General features: G+C 56.8%; 16 protein-coding genes. 2 read left to right on the plus strand and 14 right to left on the minus strand.

The features are described from left to right. Window positions 1–114: 114 nt before the first annotated feature. The 4 genes from ACF0H7_RS18835 to sdhC are packed head-to-tail and all read right to left on the minus strand — an operon-like array spanning window position 115 to window position 3,343. Entirely contained in the window at window positions 115–819 is a 705-nt protein-coding gene (locus tag ACF0H7_RS18835) for a succinate dehydrogenase iron-sulfur subunit (RefSeq protein WP_397448406.1), read from the minus strand. A gap of 11 nt (window positions 820–830) precedes the next feature. Further along, a complete protein-coding gene (sdhA, locus tag ACF0H7_RS18840) occupies window positions 831–2,603 on the minus strand; it encodes a succinate dehydrogenase flavoprotein subunit (protein WP_397448407.1) in 1,773 nt (590 codons plus the stop codon). A gap of 3 nt (window positions 2,604–2,606) precedes the next feature. Continuing rightward, a complete protein-coding gene (gene sdhD / locus ACF0H7_RS18845) occupies window positions 2,607–2,975 on the minus strand; it encodes a succinate dehydrogenase, hydrophobic membrane anchor protein (RefSeq protein ID WP_397448408.1) in 369 nt (122 codons plus the stop codon). After that, window positions 2,969–3,343, minus strand: a complete 375-nt coding sequence (sdhC, locus tag ACF0H7_RS18850) for a succinate dehydrogenase, cytochrome b556 subunit (protein WP_397448409.1) — start codon at window positions 3,341–3,343, stop codon at window positions 2,969–2,971. Before sdhC ends, sdhD begins: the two co-directional genes overlap by 7 nt. A gap of 363 nt (window positions 3,344–3,706) precedes the next feature. Here sdhC and gltA point away from each other — a divergent pair, with 363 nt between their 5' ends. Continuing rightward, a complete protein-coding gene (gene gltA, locus ACF0H7_RS18855) occupies window positions 3,707–4,996 on the plus strand; it encodes a citrate synthase (RefSeq protein WP_397448410.1) in 1,290 nt (429 codons plus the stop codon). A 165-nt stretch (window positions 4,997–5,161) separates the two neighbouring features. Here the strand turns inward: gltA and ACF0H7_RS18860 are convergent, their stop codons facing one another. The 9 genes from ACF0H7_RS18860 to ACF0H7_RS18900 form a co-directional block, all read right to left on the minus strand. Further along, complete coding sequence (locus ACF0H7_RS18860; RefSeq protein WP_397448411.1) at window positions 5,162–5,770, minus strand: START domain-containing protein; 609 nt, start codon at window positions 5,768–5,770, stop codon at window positions 5,162–5,164. An 86-nt stretch (window positions 5,771–5,856) separates the two neighbouring features. Then, window positions 5,857–6,114, minus strand: a complete 258-nt coding sequence (locus tag ACF0H7_RS18865) for a YkgJ family cysteine cluster protein (RefSeq protein WP_397448412.1) — start codon at window positions 6,112–6,114, stop codon at window positions 5,857–5,859. A 111-nt stretch (window positions 6,115–6,225) separates the two neighbouring features. Then, a complete protein-coding gene (locus tag ACF0H7_RS18870) occupies window positions 6,226–6,735 on the minus strand; it encodes a translation initiation factor 2 (protein WP_397448413.1) in 510 nt (169 codons plus the stop codon). A gap of 275 nt (window positions 6,736–7,010) precedes the next feature. Next, the gene (locus ACF0H7_RS18875) at window positions 7,011–8,450 is read right to left on the minus strand and encodes a PLP-dependent aminotransferase family protein (protein WP_397448414.1); all 1,440 of its coding nucleotides are present in this window, start codon (window positions 8,448–8,450) and stop codon (window positions 7,011–7,013) included. 221 nt (window positions 8,451–8,671) lie between these two features. Then, the gene (locus ACF0H7_RS18880; protein WP_397448415.1) at window positions 8,672–9,484 is read right to left on the minus strand and encodes an OmpA family protein; all 813 of its coding nucleotides are present in this window, start codon (window positions 9,482–9,484) and stop codon (window positions 8,672–8,674) included. Beyond that, a complete protein-coding gene (locus ACF0H7_RS18885) occupies window positions 9,481–9,834 on the minus strand; it encodes a DUF4398 domain-containing protein (protein ID WP_397448416.1) in 354 nt (117 codons plus the stop codon). The genes ACF0H7_RS18880 and ACF0H7_RS18885 overlap by 4 nt, the downstream gene beginning before the upstream one ends. Before the next feature lie 10 nt (window positions 9,835–9,844). Next, window positions 9,845–10,438: a hypothetical protein gene (locus tag ACF0H7_RS18890; RefSeq protein WP_397448417.1), complete on the minus strand. Its 594-nt coding sequence runs from the start codon at window positions 10,436–10,438 to the stop codon at window positions 9,845–9,847. 137 nt (window positions 10,439–10,575) lie between these two features. Next, window positions 10,576–11,505, minus strand: coding sequence for an electron transfer flavoprotein subunit alpha/FixB family protein (locus tag ACF0H7_RS18895; RefSeq protein ID WP_397448418.1), 930 nt, complete (start codon window positions 11,503–11,505; stop codon window positions 10,576–10,578). Beyond that, window positions 11,506–12,255 carry an electron transfer flavoprotein subunit beta/FixA family protein gene (locus ACF0H7_RS18900; protein ID WP_397448419.1) on the minus strand — a complete coding sequence of 250 codons (750 nt, stop codon included), beginning with the start codon at window positions 12,253–12,255 and terminating at the stop codon, window positions 11,506–11,508. Window positions 12,256–12,650: 395 nt separating this feature from the next. Between ACF0H7_RS18900 and ACF0H7_RS18905 the strand changes: the two genes are divergently transcribed. After that, the gene (locus ACF0H7_RS18905) at window positions 12,651–14,315 is read left to right on the plus strand and encodes an electron transfer flavoprotein-ubiquinone oxidoreductase (RefSeq protein ID WP_397448420.1); all 1,665 of its coding nucleotides are present in this window, start codon (window positions 12,651–12,653) and stop codon (window positions 14,313–14,315) included. Window positions 14,316–14,390: 75 nt separating this feature from the next. Here the strand turns inward: ACF0H7_RS18905 and ACF0H7_RS18910 are convergent. Further along, window positions 14,391–15,619, minus strand: a protein-coding gene (locus tag ACF0H7_RS18910) for an IS3 family transposase (protein WP_397448421.1) whose coding sequence is annotated in 2 segments (ribosomal slippage) — window positions 14,391–15,268 and window positions 15,268–15,619 — 1,230 coding nt in all. Because the reading frame shifts where the segments join, the coding sequence is not laid out codon by codon here. Window positions 15,620–15,696 lie beyond the last annotated feature (77 nt).

The following is a 15,696-nucleotide window of genomic DNA, read 5'->3' on the forward strand; positions in this document are numbered from 1 at the left end:
TTCAAAATAAGAGCCGCAGCTTCGTGAGCTACTGCTCAGGTTAAAACTACGGCGCCGGTTGAAGCCTGCGCCGCAGCTACTACAGGTAAAGCAATAACGGTACAGCGTTACAAATCAAACACCGCTTTGCAGCAGCATGTTGCGAACGTGACCGATAGCCTTGGTAGGGTTGAGGCCCTTCGGACATACGCTCACGCAATTCATGATCCCGCGGCAGCGGAATACGCTGAACGGGTCATCCAGCGAAGCCAGGCGTTGCTGAGTGTGGTTGTCACGGCTGTCAGCCAGGAAACGATAGGCTTGCAGCAGTGCAGCCGGGCCCAGGAACTTGTCAGGGTTCCACCAGAACGACGGGCAGGAAGTCGAGCAGCAAGCGCACAGGATGCACTCGTACAGACCGTCCAGCTTTTCACGTTCTTCAGGCGACTGCAGACGCTCGATCGCAGGCGCCGGGGTGTCGTTCATCAGGTACGGCTTCACCTTCTCGTACTGCTTATAGAAGATGCCCATATCGACGACCAGGTCACGGATAACCGGCAAACCAGGCAGTGGGCGAACCACCAGCTTGTTTTTCTTGACCACCGCCGACAGCGGCGTGATGCACGCCAGGCCGTTTTTACCGTTGATGTTCATGCCATCTGAACCGCAAACGCCTTCACGGCACGAGCGACGATAGGAGAAACCTTCGTCCTGCTCTTTGATCAGGGCCAGCACATCCAGCACCATCAGGTCTTTACCGTCGGTATTGACCTGGAATTCCTGCATGAACGGCGCGGCGTCCTGATCAGGGTTGTAGCGATAAACACTGACTTGCAACATATCGGTCACCCTTAATAAGTCCGGATCTTAGGCTCAAAAGTCGGGACAGTTTTCGGCGAGAAGTTCACGGCACGCTTGGTCACGCGTTTGTCACCCGGGAAGTACAGGGTGTGGCACAACCAGTTCACGTCGTCGCGATCTTCAAAGTCTTCACGGGCGTGAGCGCCGCGGGACTCTGTACGATGTTCTGCGGCGATTGCCGTTGCTTCGGCAACTTCCAGCAGGTTTTGCAATTCCAGCGCTTCGATACGAGCGGTGTTGAACGCCTGGCTCTTATCGTTGATTTTGACGTTGGCGATGCGGTCACGCAGACCGGCCAGCTGAACAATACCCTTCTGCATGTATTCGCCAGTACGGAATACACCGAAGTAGTTCTGCATGCAGCTTTGCAGTTCTTTACGCAGCGAAGCGACATCTTCACCGGTGGTGCGGGCGTTGAGGCCAGCCACACGCTCAAGGGCGAAATCGACGTCGGATTCGGTAGCGCGACGGTAGTCAACGCCTTCACGCAGGCTTTGCTCCAGGTGGATACCGGCCGCACGACCGAACACCACCAGGTCGAGCAACGAGTTGCCGCCCAGACGGTTGGCACCGTGAACCGATACGCACGCCACTTCGCCTACCGCGAACAGACCTGGAATGATCTGGTCAACGCCGTTGGCGTCCTGGGTGATCGCCTGGCCATGAATGTTGGTGGCAACGCCGCCCATCATATAGTGGCAAGTCGGAACAACCGGGATCGGAGCGACTGCAGGGTCAACGTGTGCGAAGGTCTTGGACAGTTCCATGATCCCTGGCAGACGGCTGTGCAGCACTTCTTCGCCCAGGTGATCGAGCTTCAGCATTACGTGATCGCCATCTGGACCACAGCCGTTACCGGCGATGATCTCTTTAACCATGGAACGTGCTACCACGTCACGGCCAGCCAGGTCTTTGGCGTTCGGAGCATAACGCTCCATGAAACGCTCGCCGTGCTTGTTGATCAGGTAACCGCCTTCACCACGGCAGCCTTCAGTCACCAGTACACCTGCGCCGGCGATACCGGTCGGGTGGAACTGCCACATCTCGATGTCCTGGACCGGCACGCCGGCACGCAGCGCCATGCCGATACCGTCACCGGTGTTGATCAGGGCGTTGGTGGTAGACGAGTAGATACGGCCAGCACCGCCGGTTGCCAGTACAGTCGCGTTAGCGCGGATGTACGAGGTTTCACCGGTTTCGATGCAGATAGCGATGATGCCGACAAAGGCGCCATCCTGGTTCTTCACCAGGTCCACACCGTAGTATTCGTTGAGGAATACGGTACCGGCTTTCAGGTTGGCCTGATAAAGGGTGTGCAGCAGTGCGTGACCGGTACGGTCGGCAGCAGCGCAGGTACGGGCAGCCTGGCCGCCTTTACCGAAGTCTTTCGACTGACCGCCGAATGGACGCTGATAAATACGACCCTGTTCGGTACGGGAGAACGGCAGACCCATGTGCTCGAGTTCGAACACCGCTTCCGGGCCTACGGAACACATGTATTCGATAGCGTCCTGGTCACCGATGTAGTCGGAACCCTTGACGGTATCGTACATGTGCCAGCGCCAGTCATCGTTCGGATCCGCAGAAGCGATCGCGCAGGTGATACCACCCTGGGCCGAAACGGTGTGGGAACGCGTCGGGAAAACCTTGGTGACTACAGCGGTCTTGTGACCACCTTGTGCCAGCTGCAATGCCGCGCGCATGCCGGCACCGCCGCCACCAATGATGATGGCGTCGAAAGAAAGCGTATTAATGTTAGCCATGAATCAGATACCCCAAAGAATCTGCACACCCCAGACGAAGTAAGCGAACATGGCGATGCCGCATACAGCCTGGAAAAGGAAGCGAATTGCTGTCGCGGACTTGCCCAACGCCATTGTCGTCAGGTAGTCAGTCGCGATGGTCCACATGCCGACCCAGGCGTGAGCGCTCAGTGCGACGAGGGCCAGCAGCGTGAAGATGCGCATCCCGTTATTTGTGAACAGCTGGTGCCATTGGGCATAACCCATGCCCGGGTTCACAAGGAGGTATCCGATCAGGAATATGAAATAAGCCGCGAGCACGACCGCAGATACGCGTTGCGCCATCCAGTCATAGAGACCCGAACGCGAGAGGTTAGTGACGTTGGTTACCATATCCATACTCCTGCCAGAACGATCAACACCACAGAAACGGCGATGACGATTTTCGAGCCCAGTTTGCCGCCTTCAAGCGACTCGCCGATGCCCATGTCCATGATCAAGTGGCGCACACCGGCCACCAAGTGATACAGCAAGGCGGACAGGAGGCCCCAGATCACTAGCTTGGCTAGTGCACTGGTCATACACGCCTTCACTTCGCCGAAACCTTCCTCGGAGCCCAGCGATTTGCCCAATGCGTAAAGCATGATGGCAATGCCGACAAAGAGAATGATTCCGGAGGCACGGTGAAGAATGGACGTGTAAGCAGTGACTGGGAGTTTGATGGTCCTTAGGTCGAGGTTTACAGGTCGTTGGCTATTCACGGCTTTTTTTCACACTGAAGAGCCCCTAACAATCAGGGCAAAGTTGTTGGGAAGTGCACTGGTCAGGTACCCACCACCCAGGGAGTGACGACCCCATGAAAACAAGGCCAAAAGCCCCCGGCGGTCGGACGCAGAGTATAGACAGTTAGGTCACTAATGACAACGCACAGACCTCACCCTAATAGGCAATTGCGTCTATGAAATAAAAGGCGTAAACGGCAGAGATATTCTATGAAAACCTTCGCCAAAAGCCTTCTGTCACATGACTTTACGCAAATTGACTTTAGAATATATCTCACTATAGTGGTGCGGGCCCTGCGTGGGGGGTCTGTCTGATGATTTGAAGCATAAATAGGAGGCCACATGGCTGACAAAAAAGCGCAGTTGATCATCGAGGGCGCAGCCCCCGTCGAGCTGCCCATTCTGACCGGCACCGTTGGTCCCGATGTAATCGACGTCCGCGGTCTCACCGCCACCGGCCGCTTCACATTTGACCCTGGTTTCATGTCGACCGCCTCTTGCGAGTCGAAGATCACCTACATCGACGGTGATAACGGGATCCTGCTGCACCGCGGCTACCCGATCGAACAACTGGCCGAGCAATCGGACTACCTGGAAACCTGCTACCTGCTGCTCAACGGCGAACTGCCGACCATCGAGCAAAAGGCGCAATTCGTGGCCATCGTGAAAAATCACACCATGGTTCACGAGCAGTTGAAGACCTTCTTCAACGGCTTCCGTCGCGACGCTCACCCGATGGCCGTCATGTGCGGCGTGGTTGGCGCCCTGTCGGCGTTCTATCACGACTCCCTGGACATCAATAACCCGCAGCACCGCGAAATTTCCGCGGTCCGCCTGGTTGCCAAGATGCCAACCCTGGCGGCGATGGTTTACAAGTACTCCATGGGCCAACCCATGATGTACCCGCGTAACGACCTGAACTACGCCGAAAACTTCCTGCACATGATGTTCAACACCCCGTGCGAGATCAAACCGATCAGCCCGGTGTTGGCCAAGGCGATGGACAAGATCTTTATCCTGCACGCCGATCACGAGCAGAACGCTTCGACGTCCACCGTGCGCATGGCAGGCTCCTCGGGTGCCAACCCGTTCGCCTGTATCGCAGCCGGCATCGCGGCTCTTTGGGGCCCGGCACACGGCGGCGCCAACGAAGCGGTACTGTCGATGCTCGATGAAATCGGAGATGTGTCCAACATCGACAAGTTCATCGCCAAGGCCAAAGACAAGAACGATCCATTCAAGTTGATGGGCTTCGGTCACCGCGTCTACAAAAACCGCGACCCGCGCGCCACTGTGATGAAGCAGACCTGCGACGAAGTGCTGCGCGAGTTGGGTATCACCAACGACCCGCAACTGGAGCTGGCCATGCGTCTCGAAGAGATCGCGCTGACCGATCCGTACTTCATCGAGCGCTCGCTGTACCCGAACGTAGACTTCTATTCGGGCATCATCCTCAAGGCGATCGGCATTCCGACCAGCATGTTCACCGTAATCTTCGCCCTGGCGCGGACTGTCGGCTGGATCTCGCACTGGAAAGAAATGCTCTCCAGCCCGTACAAGATTGGCCGTCCACGCCAGCTGTACACCGGCTATACGCCGCGCGACATCGTTCCACTGGAAGACCGCAAGTAAGCGTCGACCTTAGCGTCGGACACAAAAAAGGGCTGCCGATTGGCAGCCCTTTTTTATTCCTGACGCAGAATGCTTTTTGTAGGAGCCAACTTGTTGGCGAGAGGCTCGACTCGGTGTGCCAGCCCTACCGTCTCGCGAACAAGTTCGCTCCTACAGAGTGAAGTGTCAGTTCTGCTCAGCCCTGTCCTTCAACCCCTTCAAGGTATTGAACGGCGCTTCTACCACGAACTTGTTGGCCAGCCACGACGGCACGCTACCGCCCGGCTCAGTGTGCACCTGATAGGTCACCTCGGTCTGGTTGGCGCCCTTGGGCACGAACTTCCAGAAACCCTCGACTTGCGCGACCCGTACAAAACCCTTCTCTTCAGGGATGTAGGTCGGCTGCCCCTGCAACTTGCGGGTCAGGCTGCCGTCAGCGCCCTCCTCGGTCGTCACCAGCATCACCGAGTCACGCGGAGTCACGGGCCACGGCGTGTTGAATTGGCTATAGGTCCAGCTCTTGGCACCCTCAAGCTTGAGCACTTTCTGCGATTTGCATTCATGAATCCAGGCACAGGAGCCCGGCGCATCTTCCAGAAGACCGCGCAACTTGGCCACACTGGCCTTGATCGTGGTCACGCCGCGATAAGCCTTGTACTGCGAGCCAGCGACTTCGCTCAGGGAGACTTTGATCCCCGCCTCATCTTTGGCCACCTGCCAGTCATCCGCGTGCGCAACGCCCGCCATCAATACAACCAAACCCCCTACAGCAGCCATCCGATGCAACGAACCCATTGTTGTATTCCTTATTTTCAAAGTTCCGGTCTATCGGTTTACGGTCAATCAATTCCGGCCAGTCGGCAACTATCAGCCAACTGTGTTTACGCCACCGCCGTCGCCTGCTCCCACCAGCCAATCAACCGAATGGCCTCGGCCTGACTGGAGCCACAACTGTCTTCATTGGGCGCAAAAGCACTGCACACCGAAGGACGCTCCGGCTGACCGAACAAATCACACAGCAGTTCGACAGACAGATGCAGGCAGCGTTCTCCAGCAGGTTTACCGTTGGGCATACCTGGAATGGGCGAACTGATGGAGGGCGCAATGCAGCAGGCCCCACAATCCGGACGGCAGTCCATGACGAATATCCTTGCAAAAGGCGGCGGTTGATTAACCGAGCTTGATCAACCGAGATAGTACCCGCTTAAACGACCGTTTGAAATCCGGTCATTGACGGACAAGAGAGGGCGTTACTGTTTGAACTCAAACTCGAGGGCGGCGCCGTCAATCTGGCTCTGACGTGCTTCGTTACGCAGTTGCAGCTGCATTTCATTGCTCAACAGGCGGCCATTGAGCTGAAACGGGCTGTCTTTGGTGGTTTTTTTCTCGCCCAGCAGTTGCGGCAACACTGATTTGCGCACGATGGGTTCGACTTTACCGACAGGCTGTACGCCCTCGGCCATGCTGCTGGGCAGGCTCAAATCCAGAGGCACCCGAGGAAGATGAGTTTGCTGGACCATCTGCGCCGCCGGCTTCGATTTACTGGCCACTGACGCTCGGTCTTTGACGGGCGTCGGTGCCACTTCGGACTTACCTTTCTCGCGGGCCGGCTTGTCGGCTTTGCCTACTGTCGATCTTTTCTCCAGGAAGGACGTCGTTGTCACCACCACGGGCACCACCGGCACACTCGGGGCGAGCTCATGCACCGGCTCACGCGCCAGCTCCTTAAAGGGTGCAGGCTCAACGATAGGCGCCAGCACAGCCTCTGCGGCAGGTTTCGCAGTTGCCTCAGCAGGCACAACAGTTGGGGGTACGGCGGTTACTTTAGGTGCAGGCGCAGCAGTATTTTGAGCGTCACAGGCGCTTAGCAGCACAACCAGTAACAACCCGACATAACGAAAGGAGTTCATAGACACAGGCAGAAGATGATCAATAAGCCATATGCTCGCCTGTTGCACCCGACATGACAAGCAAATGGAAGGAAATTTACCTTGATATTACCCTCGACGGAGGTGTTTTCCTCCGCCGAATGCCGCTAATAAGCGGGGGCAGCTTCCAGACACAGCTGTTTGGCCAGCATGCCAAGGGTCATGAGCGCACGATCCGCCTCGCGATTCCACGGAATCCCACAGTTCAGTCGAATGCAGTGATTGAACTGCTCTGTATTGCTGAAAATCAGCCCTGGCGCGATGCTGATCCCCTGCTCCAGCGCCCGCACATGCAATTCCTGCGTATTAACCCGCCCCGGCAAGCTCACCCACAGGATAAATCCGCCGGTGGGGCGACTCATTTGCGTGCCTTCGGGAAAATATTGCTGCACCGCCAACTGAAACGCGCTGAGGTTCTTGCGGTATTCCTGGCGAATAAAGCGCAAATGTCGGTCGTAACCGCCATTTTCCAGATAAGCGGCAACTCCCATCTGCGTCACACTGCAGGCGGAATGGGTGCTGAAGGTCTGCAAACGCTGAATTTCTGCCTGGTATTTCCCCGCAATCATCCAACCGATGCGCACGCCGGGCGACAAGGTCTTGGAGAAGCTTGAGCAATAAATCACATGCCCCAGCCGATCGAAGGCTTTCAAGGCCTTGGTTCGACCCAGTTCGAACATCAGCTCGCCATAAATGTCGTCTTCGACAATCTGGATATCGAAGTCGGTGGCCAGGCGCAGCAACTGCTTCTGCCGCTCTTCGGGCACCGTACCGCCCAAGGGATTGCTCAGCCGCGAGGTCATCACCAACGCCTTGATCGACCATTGGTTGGCCGCCAACTGCAAGGCTTCGAGGCTGATCCCGGTGGCGGGATCGCTGGGAATCTCGATGACCTTGAGGCCCAACAAGTCCGCCAGCTGCAACAGGCCGTAATACGTCGGCGACTCGGCTGCAATCAGATCGCCCGGGCGGGTCAATACGCGCAATGACATTTGCAGCGCATCGACACAACCGTGGGTAATTACCACTTCGGATTGGTCGACCACCACCCCGGCGTCGCGCATCCGAATCGCCACTTGGCGCCGCAACGGCTCAAAACCAGGGCTGAACATATAGCTGAACGCCCGCGGGCTTTGAAAACGCGTCACTTTGGCGATCTGTTGATGCAGCGCGCGCACCGGCAAGTAATCAACCGAAGGCACTGCTGCCCCCAGCGGAAACACCCCTTCACGGCGGGACTCAACCAATACCTGCTGGATGATGCTGCTGCGCGTGACCAGCCCTGGACGCTCAACCCGGGCGATATCCGGGGTCTGCGCGGTCAGCGCAGGCGTCTGGTGGACGTAGTAACCGGATTGCGGCCGTGCCCGGATCAAGCCCTGATCTTCGAGGTTCGCATACGCCTGCAAGACAGTCGCATGACTGACATTGAGCTGCGAACTCATCTTGCGTACCGAAGGTACGCGCTCACCCGGCTGATAAACGCCACGACGAATATCCTCAGCCAGTTGCTGAGCGATACGTTGATAAAGCAAAAGATTGGTCATGACACGGCCCTCGGATACTGCTGACATCTCGTTTTTATATGGCTTTTAAGACGGACGCCTACCGTAACAGTTGTGAAGTGTACTGGGACAGTTTCCCCTAAGGATAGTACTTCTCTGCGCTGAATAAAGATTTAACACGGCATAACAGCCAATGATCAGCATTTAATGGACAATAAAAAACCCGGCACCTTTCGGCCGCCAGGTTTTTTTCATCTTTTTTCTTAGCGGGTAGCGCCTAACTGACCTTTCTCATCAGAAAACACGATTTCAACCCGACGATTCTTCGCCCTGCCCCGCTCCGATGCGTTGGCTTCAATGGGAAATTCATCGCCGTAGCCTTCCACCTGAACGCGCGATTCGTCGATTCCCAGATCCGCCAACACATCCGCCACCGATTGTGCGCGGGCGTGTGACAGCTTCAGGTTTTCCTGCTTGTCGCCGGTGTTATCGGTGTAGCCCTCGACACGGATCGTGCGCTTGGGGTTGAACTGCAGAAACTGCACCAGTTTCAGCACCGCACGATTCGCCGAGTTATTCAGCTCTGCTTCGCCGGTGTCGAACAACACATCGCCCAGGGTCATGACCAGCCCGCGATCAGTCTGCGTCGCCAGAGCGACCATCTGTTCTTCCAGGTACTTGCCCTGCTGCTGAACGCTGGACAACTTGGCCTCGCGCAACGCCAACTGCAGGCGCTGACGCTCCATTTCGGCCTTGGCCAATTGCTCCTGATTGAGCATCAATTGCGTATGTTCGCGGGCGATTTCACTGTAGCGACGACTGAGGTAGGCGTAATGAATCACGTCCGCGCCACTGCCCCAATAATTGGATAACCGGTCAGCTCGCGCCAACGATTCCCCGGCGCGAATCACATCCTTGGGCGCACCGCGCAGCACATTGGGGTCTTCTTTGACTTTTTGAAAGTCGCTGCCGGCCTGTTGCAGCGCCCGCTCACTGTCTTGATGCCCGGCACAACCGTACAGTCCCGCCGAACCGAGCAACATCACCACACTGATCACACGAGGAAGGCGGTTCATTGCGCATCCCTCACTTGCTTGCGCAGACGAGTGACCCGGATGTCGACCTGACTCAATTGCTCCTGGCTTTTTTCCGTCAGCACCTTCGCTTCAGCGAGACGCGCGTCCAACTCTGCCTGTTCGGCCTGCATCCGCGCCTGCTTGAAGGCGCTGTTAGCCATGTCGGCGTGGGCCTCTACCAGCTTGCTTTGCGCCAAGGCCATTTCCGCCACGTCATCAGTGGCCCCCACGGCCTTGGCTTGTTCGACGGCCCGGTCAGTCAACCGCAACTGTTCGATCGGTGCCGGGTCGCTGGCACAGCCGACCAATGCAGCAAAGGTCGCAACAACGAATAAAGGTCGAATACTCACAAAAACATTCCTACTGATTTGGGACGCTGGCCGGCAGTGACGAATGTGCCTTCCACCGCTCTAGATTGCGTTGCAATGCATCACTGGCCAGGCCAGAGGTGGCGAATTCTGTCATTTTTTTCGCCAACTGTCCGCGCAACCACGGGTCATTACAGACGGAATTGAACGACAGCGCGAGGAACAGCCCGCTTTTATCCGGCGCGGCTGATTGTCCGGCGGCGTCGAGAGACGGAATTCGGGTCATGAGTTCACCGGGGATCAACGCCGGATAAACGTAATCCACCGAATCCAGTTCAGACAGGCTCAGTGGTGCGTCGATCAGCATGTCCATGCGCCCGGCATGCACTTCGTCCATCGCCTGGCTGCGTTTACCGGCGTACAGCACCTCGACTTTCAAACCGATGGCGTGCACTGCCTGCTTGAACAGATCAGCGTTGGCACCGATCAAATGGCCTGGGTCCTGCGGATCACGCCATAAGTAAGGCGGCGTATCGGGACTGCCGGTCACAATCAGTCGCTCACATCTGCCCGCGGCAAAGGCAGACAACGGCAACACGAACAGCCCGGACAAGATCAATGGCAACAGCAGCCGGAGGGCGCTCATGAATAAATCCCTTTTTCAACGCGAGAAAAACGCCAGGCAATAAAAAACCCGTTCATTCCAAACAGTAAAAGTCTGCACACGATGGCGAACTTTACTGCCCGAAATGAACGGGTCTCTTTATAAGTTAAGACGCTGGATTAAACCAGCTTCTCAAACTCGGGAATTGCTTCGAACAAGTCCGCCACCAGGCCGTAATCAGCCACCTGGAAGATTGGAGCGTCTTCGTCCTTGTTGATCGCCACGATCACTTTGGAGTCCTTCATACCCGCCAAATGCTGGATCGCGCCGGAGATACCGACCGCAATGTACAGCTGTGGCGCGACGATTTTGCCGGTCTGACCGACCTGCATGTCGTTCGGTACGAAACCGGCATCGACCGCAGCACGCGAAGCACCCACCGCAGCGCCCAGCTTGTCAGCCAGCGCGTACAGGTGTTTGAAGTTATCACCGTTCTGCATGCCACGACCGCCCGAAACGACGATTTTGGCAGCGGTCAGTTCTGGACGATCGGACTTGGCCAGTTCTTCGCCAACGAAGGACGATTTGCCCGCGTCGTGAGCAGCCGAGACAGCTTCAACCGACGCCGAACCACCTTCAGCAGCAACCGGGTCAAAACCGGTGGCACGCACGGTGATCACTTTGATCGCAGCCGACGACTGCACGGTGGCAATCGCGTTACCGGCATAGATCGGACGCTTGAAGGTGTCAGCGCTCTCTACGGTAATGATCTCGGAGATCTGATCAACGTCCAGCTGCGCGGCAACGCGCGGCAGGATATTTTTACCGTTGGACGTGGCTGCAGCCAGAATGTGGCTGTAGGACGTGCTCAGTTCTACGACCAGTGGCGCAACGTTTTCTGGCAACTGGTGAGCGTAGGCAGCGTTGTCCGCGACCAGCACTTTCGCCACGCCAGCGATTTTCGCTGCGGCTTCAGCCACCGCGCCAACACCGGCGCCAGCAACCAAAACGTGGATGTCGCCGCCGATTTTTACAGCAGCAGCCACAGTATTCAGAGTGGCCGGTGCAACGTGGCCATTTTCGTATTCAGCAATAACCAAGATAGTCATTTAGATTACCTTCGCTTCGTTTTTCAGTTTCTCGACCAGTTCAGCCACCGACTTGACCTTGATGCCAGCACTGCGGGTAGCAGGCGCTTCGACTTTCAGGGTTTTGTTGGTGGAGGCGGTGGAAACGCCCAAAGCATCCGGAGTCACCACTTCAAGCGGCTTCTTCTTGGCTTTCATGATGTTCGGCAGGGAGGCGTAACGTGGCTCGTTCAGACGCAGGTCTGTGGTCACGATCGCAGGCAGGCTCAGGGAAACAGTCTGCAGGCCGGCGTCGACTTCACGAGTGACGCTGACTTTGTCGCCAGACACTTCGACCTTGGATGCGAAGGTGCCTTGAGCGTAACCGCTCAACGCCGCCAGCATCTGGCCAGTCTGGTTGTTGTCGCTGTCGATGGCCTGTTTGCCCAGGATCACCAACTGCGGTTGTTCTTTGTCGACCACGGCCTTGAGCAACTTGGCCACAGCCAGGGAATTCAGGTCGTCAGCGCATTCGACGAGGATAGCGCGGTCAGCCCCCAGAGCCAGCGCGGTACGCAGTTGTTCCTGAGCAGTGCTCGGGCCAACGGACACCACGACGATCTCGGTCGCAACACCTTTTTCCTTCAGGCGCACGGCTTCTTCCACGGCAATTTCGCAGAAGGGGTTCATCGACATTTTGACGTTGGCGAGATCGACGCCAGAGTTGTCCGCTTTGACGCGAACCTTGACGTTGTAGTCGACCACTCGTTTGACAGCTACAAGAACCTTCATGGATTCCTCGTTACTCTCCGATGAAAAGAAAGTCGCCGGGTGGAACCTGGCGATTGATACGCGGCGGCAAGAAGGGCACCTCTAAAAAAACTGTAGCAACGCTTTTAGAGGTGCCCTTGAAACCAACGCTTAGCCTACGACGAGCGCAAAACCGACCGTATCTTGACCGGAACGTCATTTCTGGTCAATACGGCAAAATGGCCAGTCACAAGACGAACATGTAGCCAATTCTAGAACGCGCTACAAATTCAAACAAACGTTTGTATTGGACCTGCGCGGTGGTGTAGATATAATGCGCGCGATTACGACGCGACATGGTAACCAATATCCCCTGCGCGGCGCTGCACCTGATGCATATAAAAAAATACTGTTGAGCCTTGAGTAGGAGATAGCCTGTGGAACGCGAATACATGGAATTCGACGTAGTCATCGTCGGTGCAGGCCCTGCCGGGCTGTCCGCCGCATGCCGCCTGAAGCAAAAGGCCGCCGAAGCCGGTAAGGAAATCAGCGTCTGCGTGGTGGAAAAAGGTTCCGAAGTCGGCGCCCACATTCTGTCCGGTGCCGTGTTCGAACCGCGCGCCCTGAATGAGCTGTTCCCTGACTGGAAAGAGCTCGGCGCCCCGCTGAACACCCCAGTCAAACGCGACGACATCTTCGTACTCAAGAGTGCCGACAGCGCCAGCAAAGTGCCGGGTATGTTCGTGCCCAAGACCATGCACAACGAAGGCAACTATATTATCTCGCTGGGCAACCTGTGCCGCTGGCTGGCGCAGCAGGCCGAGAACCTGGGCGTCGAGATCTACCCTGGCTTCGCCGCCCAGGAAGCGCTGTTCGACGAAAACGGCGTGGTCCGCGGGATCATCACTGGTGATCTGGGCGTCGACCGCGAAGGCCACCCTAAAGAAGGCCTGTATACCCCCGGCATGGAACTGCGCGGCAAGTACACGCTGTTCGCCGAAGGTTGCCGTGGCCACATTGGCAAGCAACTGCTCAAGCGCTTCAACCTCGACAGCGAAGCCGACGCCCAGCACTACGGCATCGGCCTGAAAGAAATCTGGGAAGTCGATCCGGCCAAACACGAACAAGGCCTGGTGGTCCACACCGCTGGCTGGCCGCTGGACGTGATGGGCACCGAGAACACCGGTGGCTCCTTCCTGTATCACCTGGAAAACAACCAGGTGGTGGTCGGCCTGATCGTCGACCTGTCCTACGGCAACGCCTTCCTGTCGCCGTTCGATGAGTTCCAGCGCCTCAAGCACCACCCGGTGATCAGCCAGTACCTGGAAGGCGGCAAGCGCATCAGCTACGGCGCGCGGGCGATCTGCAAAGGCGGCCTGAACTCCCTGCCGAAAATGGTCTTCCCGGGCGGCGCACTGATCGGGTGCGACCTCGGCACCCTGAACTTCGCCAAGATCAAAGGCAGCCATACCGCGATGAAGTCCGGCATGCTCGCCGCCGACGCCGTGGCCGATGCGCTGTTCGCCGGCAAGGAAGGTGGTGATGAGCTGACCACCTACGTCGACGCATTTAAAGGCAGCTGGCTGTACGAAGAACTGTTCGCCAGCCGTAACTTCGGCCCTGCCCTGCACAAGTTCGGCCCGATCCTCGGCGGCGCGTTCAACTTCGTTGACCAGAACCTGTTCGGCGGCAAGATCCCGTTCACTCTGCACGACACCAAGCCGGACTACGCTTGCATGAAGCTGGCCGCCGACTCGACGAAGATCAACTACCCGAAGCCAGACGGAAAACTCAGCTTCGACAAGCTCAGCTCGGTGTTCCTCTCCAGCACCAACCATGAAGAAGAACAACCGTGCCACTTGAAGTTGACCGACCCGAGCATCCCGATCGGCACCAACCTGCCGTTGTATGACGAACCGGCGCAGCGCTACTGCCCGGCCGGCGTGTATGAAGTGATCACCAAGGAAGACGGCGAGAAGCGCTTCCAGATCAACGCGCAGAACTGCGTGCACTGCAAGACGTGCGACATCAAGGATCCGTCGCAGAACATCACCTGGGTCGCCCCAGAAGGTGCAGGTGGTCCGACTTACCCGAACATGTAAGCGCGGATCGCCGGTCGCACGGAAAATGCGATCCCTGTGTGGTCTGTCTAGTCCTGAAATAGGTTTACACCTGTTTCACTTCAAAAACGCCCGATGCACCGCATCGGGCGTTTTGTATTTCAAGGCTAGGTGGGGCCGCTTCTCGTTGTAGATCCTTACAGACTCTCCAACCATGTGGGTCGCATCAGCCAAGTCCTTGGGGCGGTGCAGCAAGAATTCTGTTTTCAAAATGCCGTTCACACGCTCTGCGAGCGCGTTCTGATAGCAGTCATAGCCATCGGTCATCGAACACCTGACGCCATGCTTGGCGTGCAGCCTTTGGTAAAGATCAGAGCAATACTGGGCACCTCTATCCGAGTGATGAACCAGTAGCTGATCGGTTTTCCTTTGTCGCAGCGCTTTACTCATTGCCTGGATGACTGATGCCGTGTGCAGGCTTTCATGCACGTGATAGCCGACAATCTTGCGAGAGTAAGCGTCCGTCACCAAGCTCAGATAAACGACACTTTGCTGCGTAGGCAAGTAGGTGATATCTGCGACCCAAACCTGCTCGGGACCTGTAGCCACAGCCTGATTAGGGCCAGGTTTGAGCAGGTTGGGGTGTCGGCGAAAGCGATGATGGCTGTCAGTTGTCTTGTGATAGGCACGCTTGCGCTGAACCAGCTGACGGCGGTCACGCAAGATATCAAACAGCCGGTCTCGACCGACCTTCAGGGCCTCGTCGGGCTCTGAGTGCATCAGACTATGCAGCTTGCGAGTACCTAACCGAGGCAACTGAAGGCGCGTCTCAAGAACGAAGCCCATTACGGTTTGGGCGCTCTTCGCGCGCGCGTCAAACGCTCGGTTACGTTTGTAATATGCCTGTCGGGAAATGCCCATGAACTGGCAAGCCCTGGAAATGCTCAGGTCTTTGATTTGCCCTTGGGTGAGGACTTGCCGGATCGCTTTTTTACGACGCAAACACCGTAGTCGTTTTTCAGAACGTTCACGACAGCTTCAAAGAACTGCGCTTTCTGGTTGCTTAGCGCCAACTGTTCTTCAAGCTCTTTGATCCGTTGCTCGGGCGTCAACGGGAGGTTTGGTTCGGTCATGGACCTGTTCCTCGGCTCTCGAATTGATGCGCCTAGGCTCCAGTCCTGCCGACCATGCTTGCGTAACCAGACCAGCACCGTGGACCGGCCTTGGATGCCATAGCGCCGTTGGGCTTCTTTATAACCCAACTCGCCTTTTTCGACTTGGTCTACGACCGATAATTTAAAGGCTAGCGTGTAGTCACGCTGGCTCCGCCTTTTGCCTGATTCCATTACATCCTCCTGAAGATAGGTCAGAAGGTGTAAACCTTATTCAGGACGAGACAGTCAGGTATAAAAAGGCTCCTTCG

It is taken from the genome of Pseudomonas sp. NA-150, assembly GCF_044336365.1.
GTDB lineage: Bacteria > Pseudomonadota > Gammaproteobacteria > Pseudomonadales > Pseudomonadaceae > Aquipseudomonas.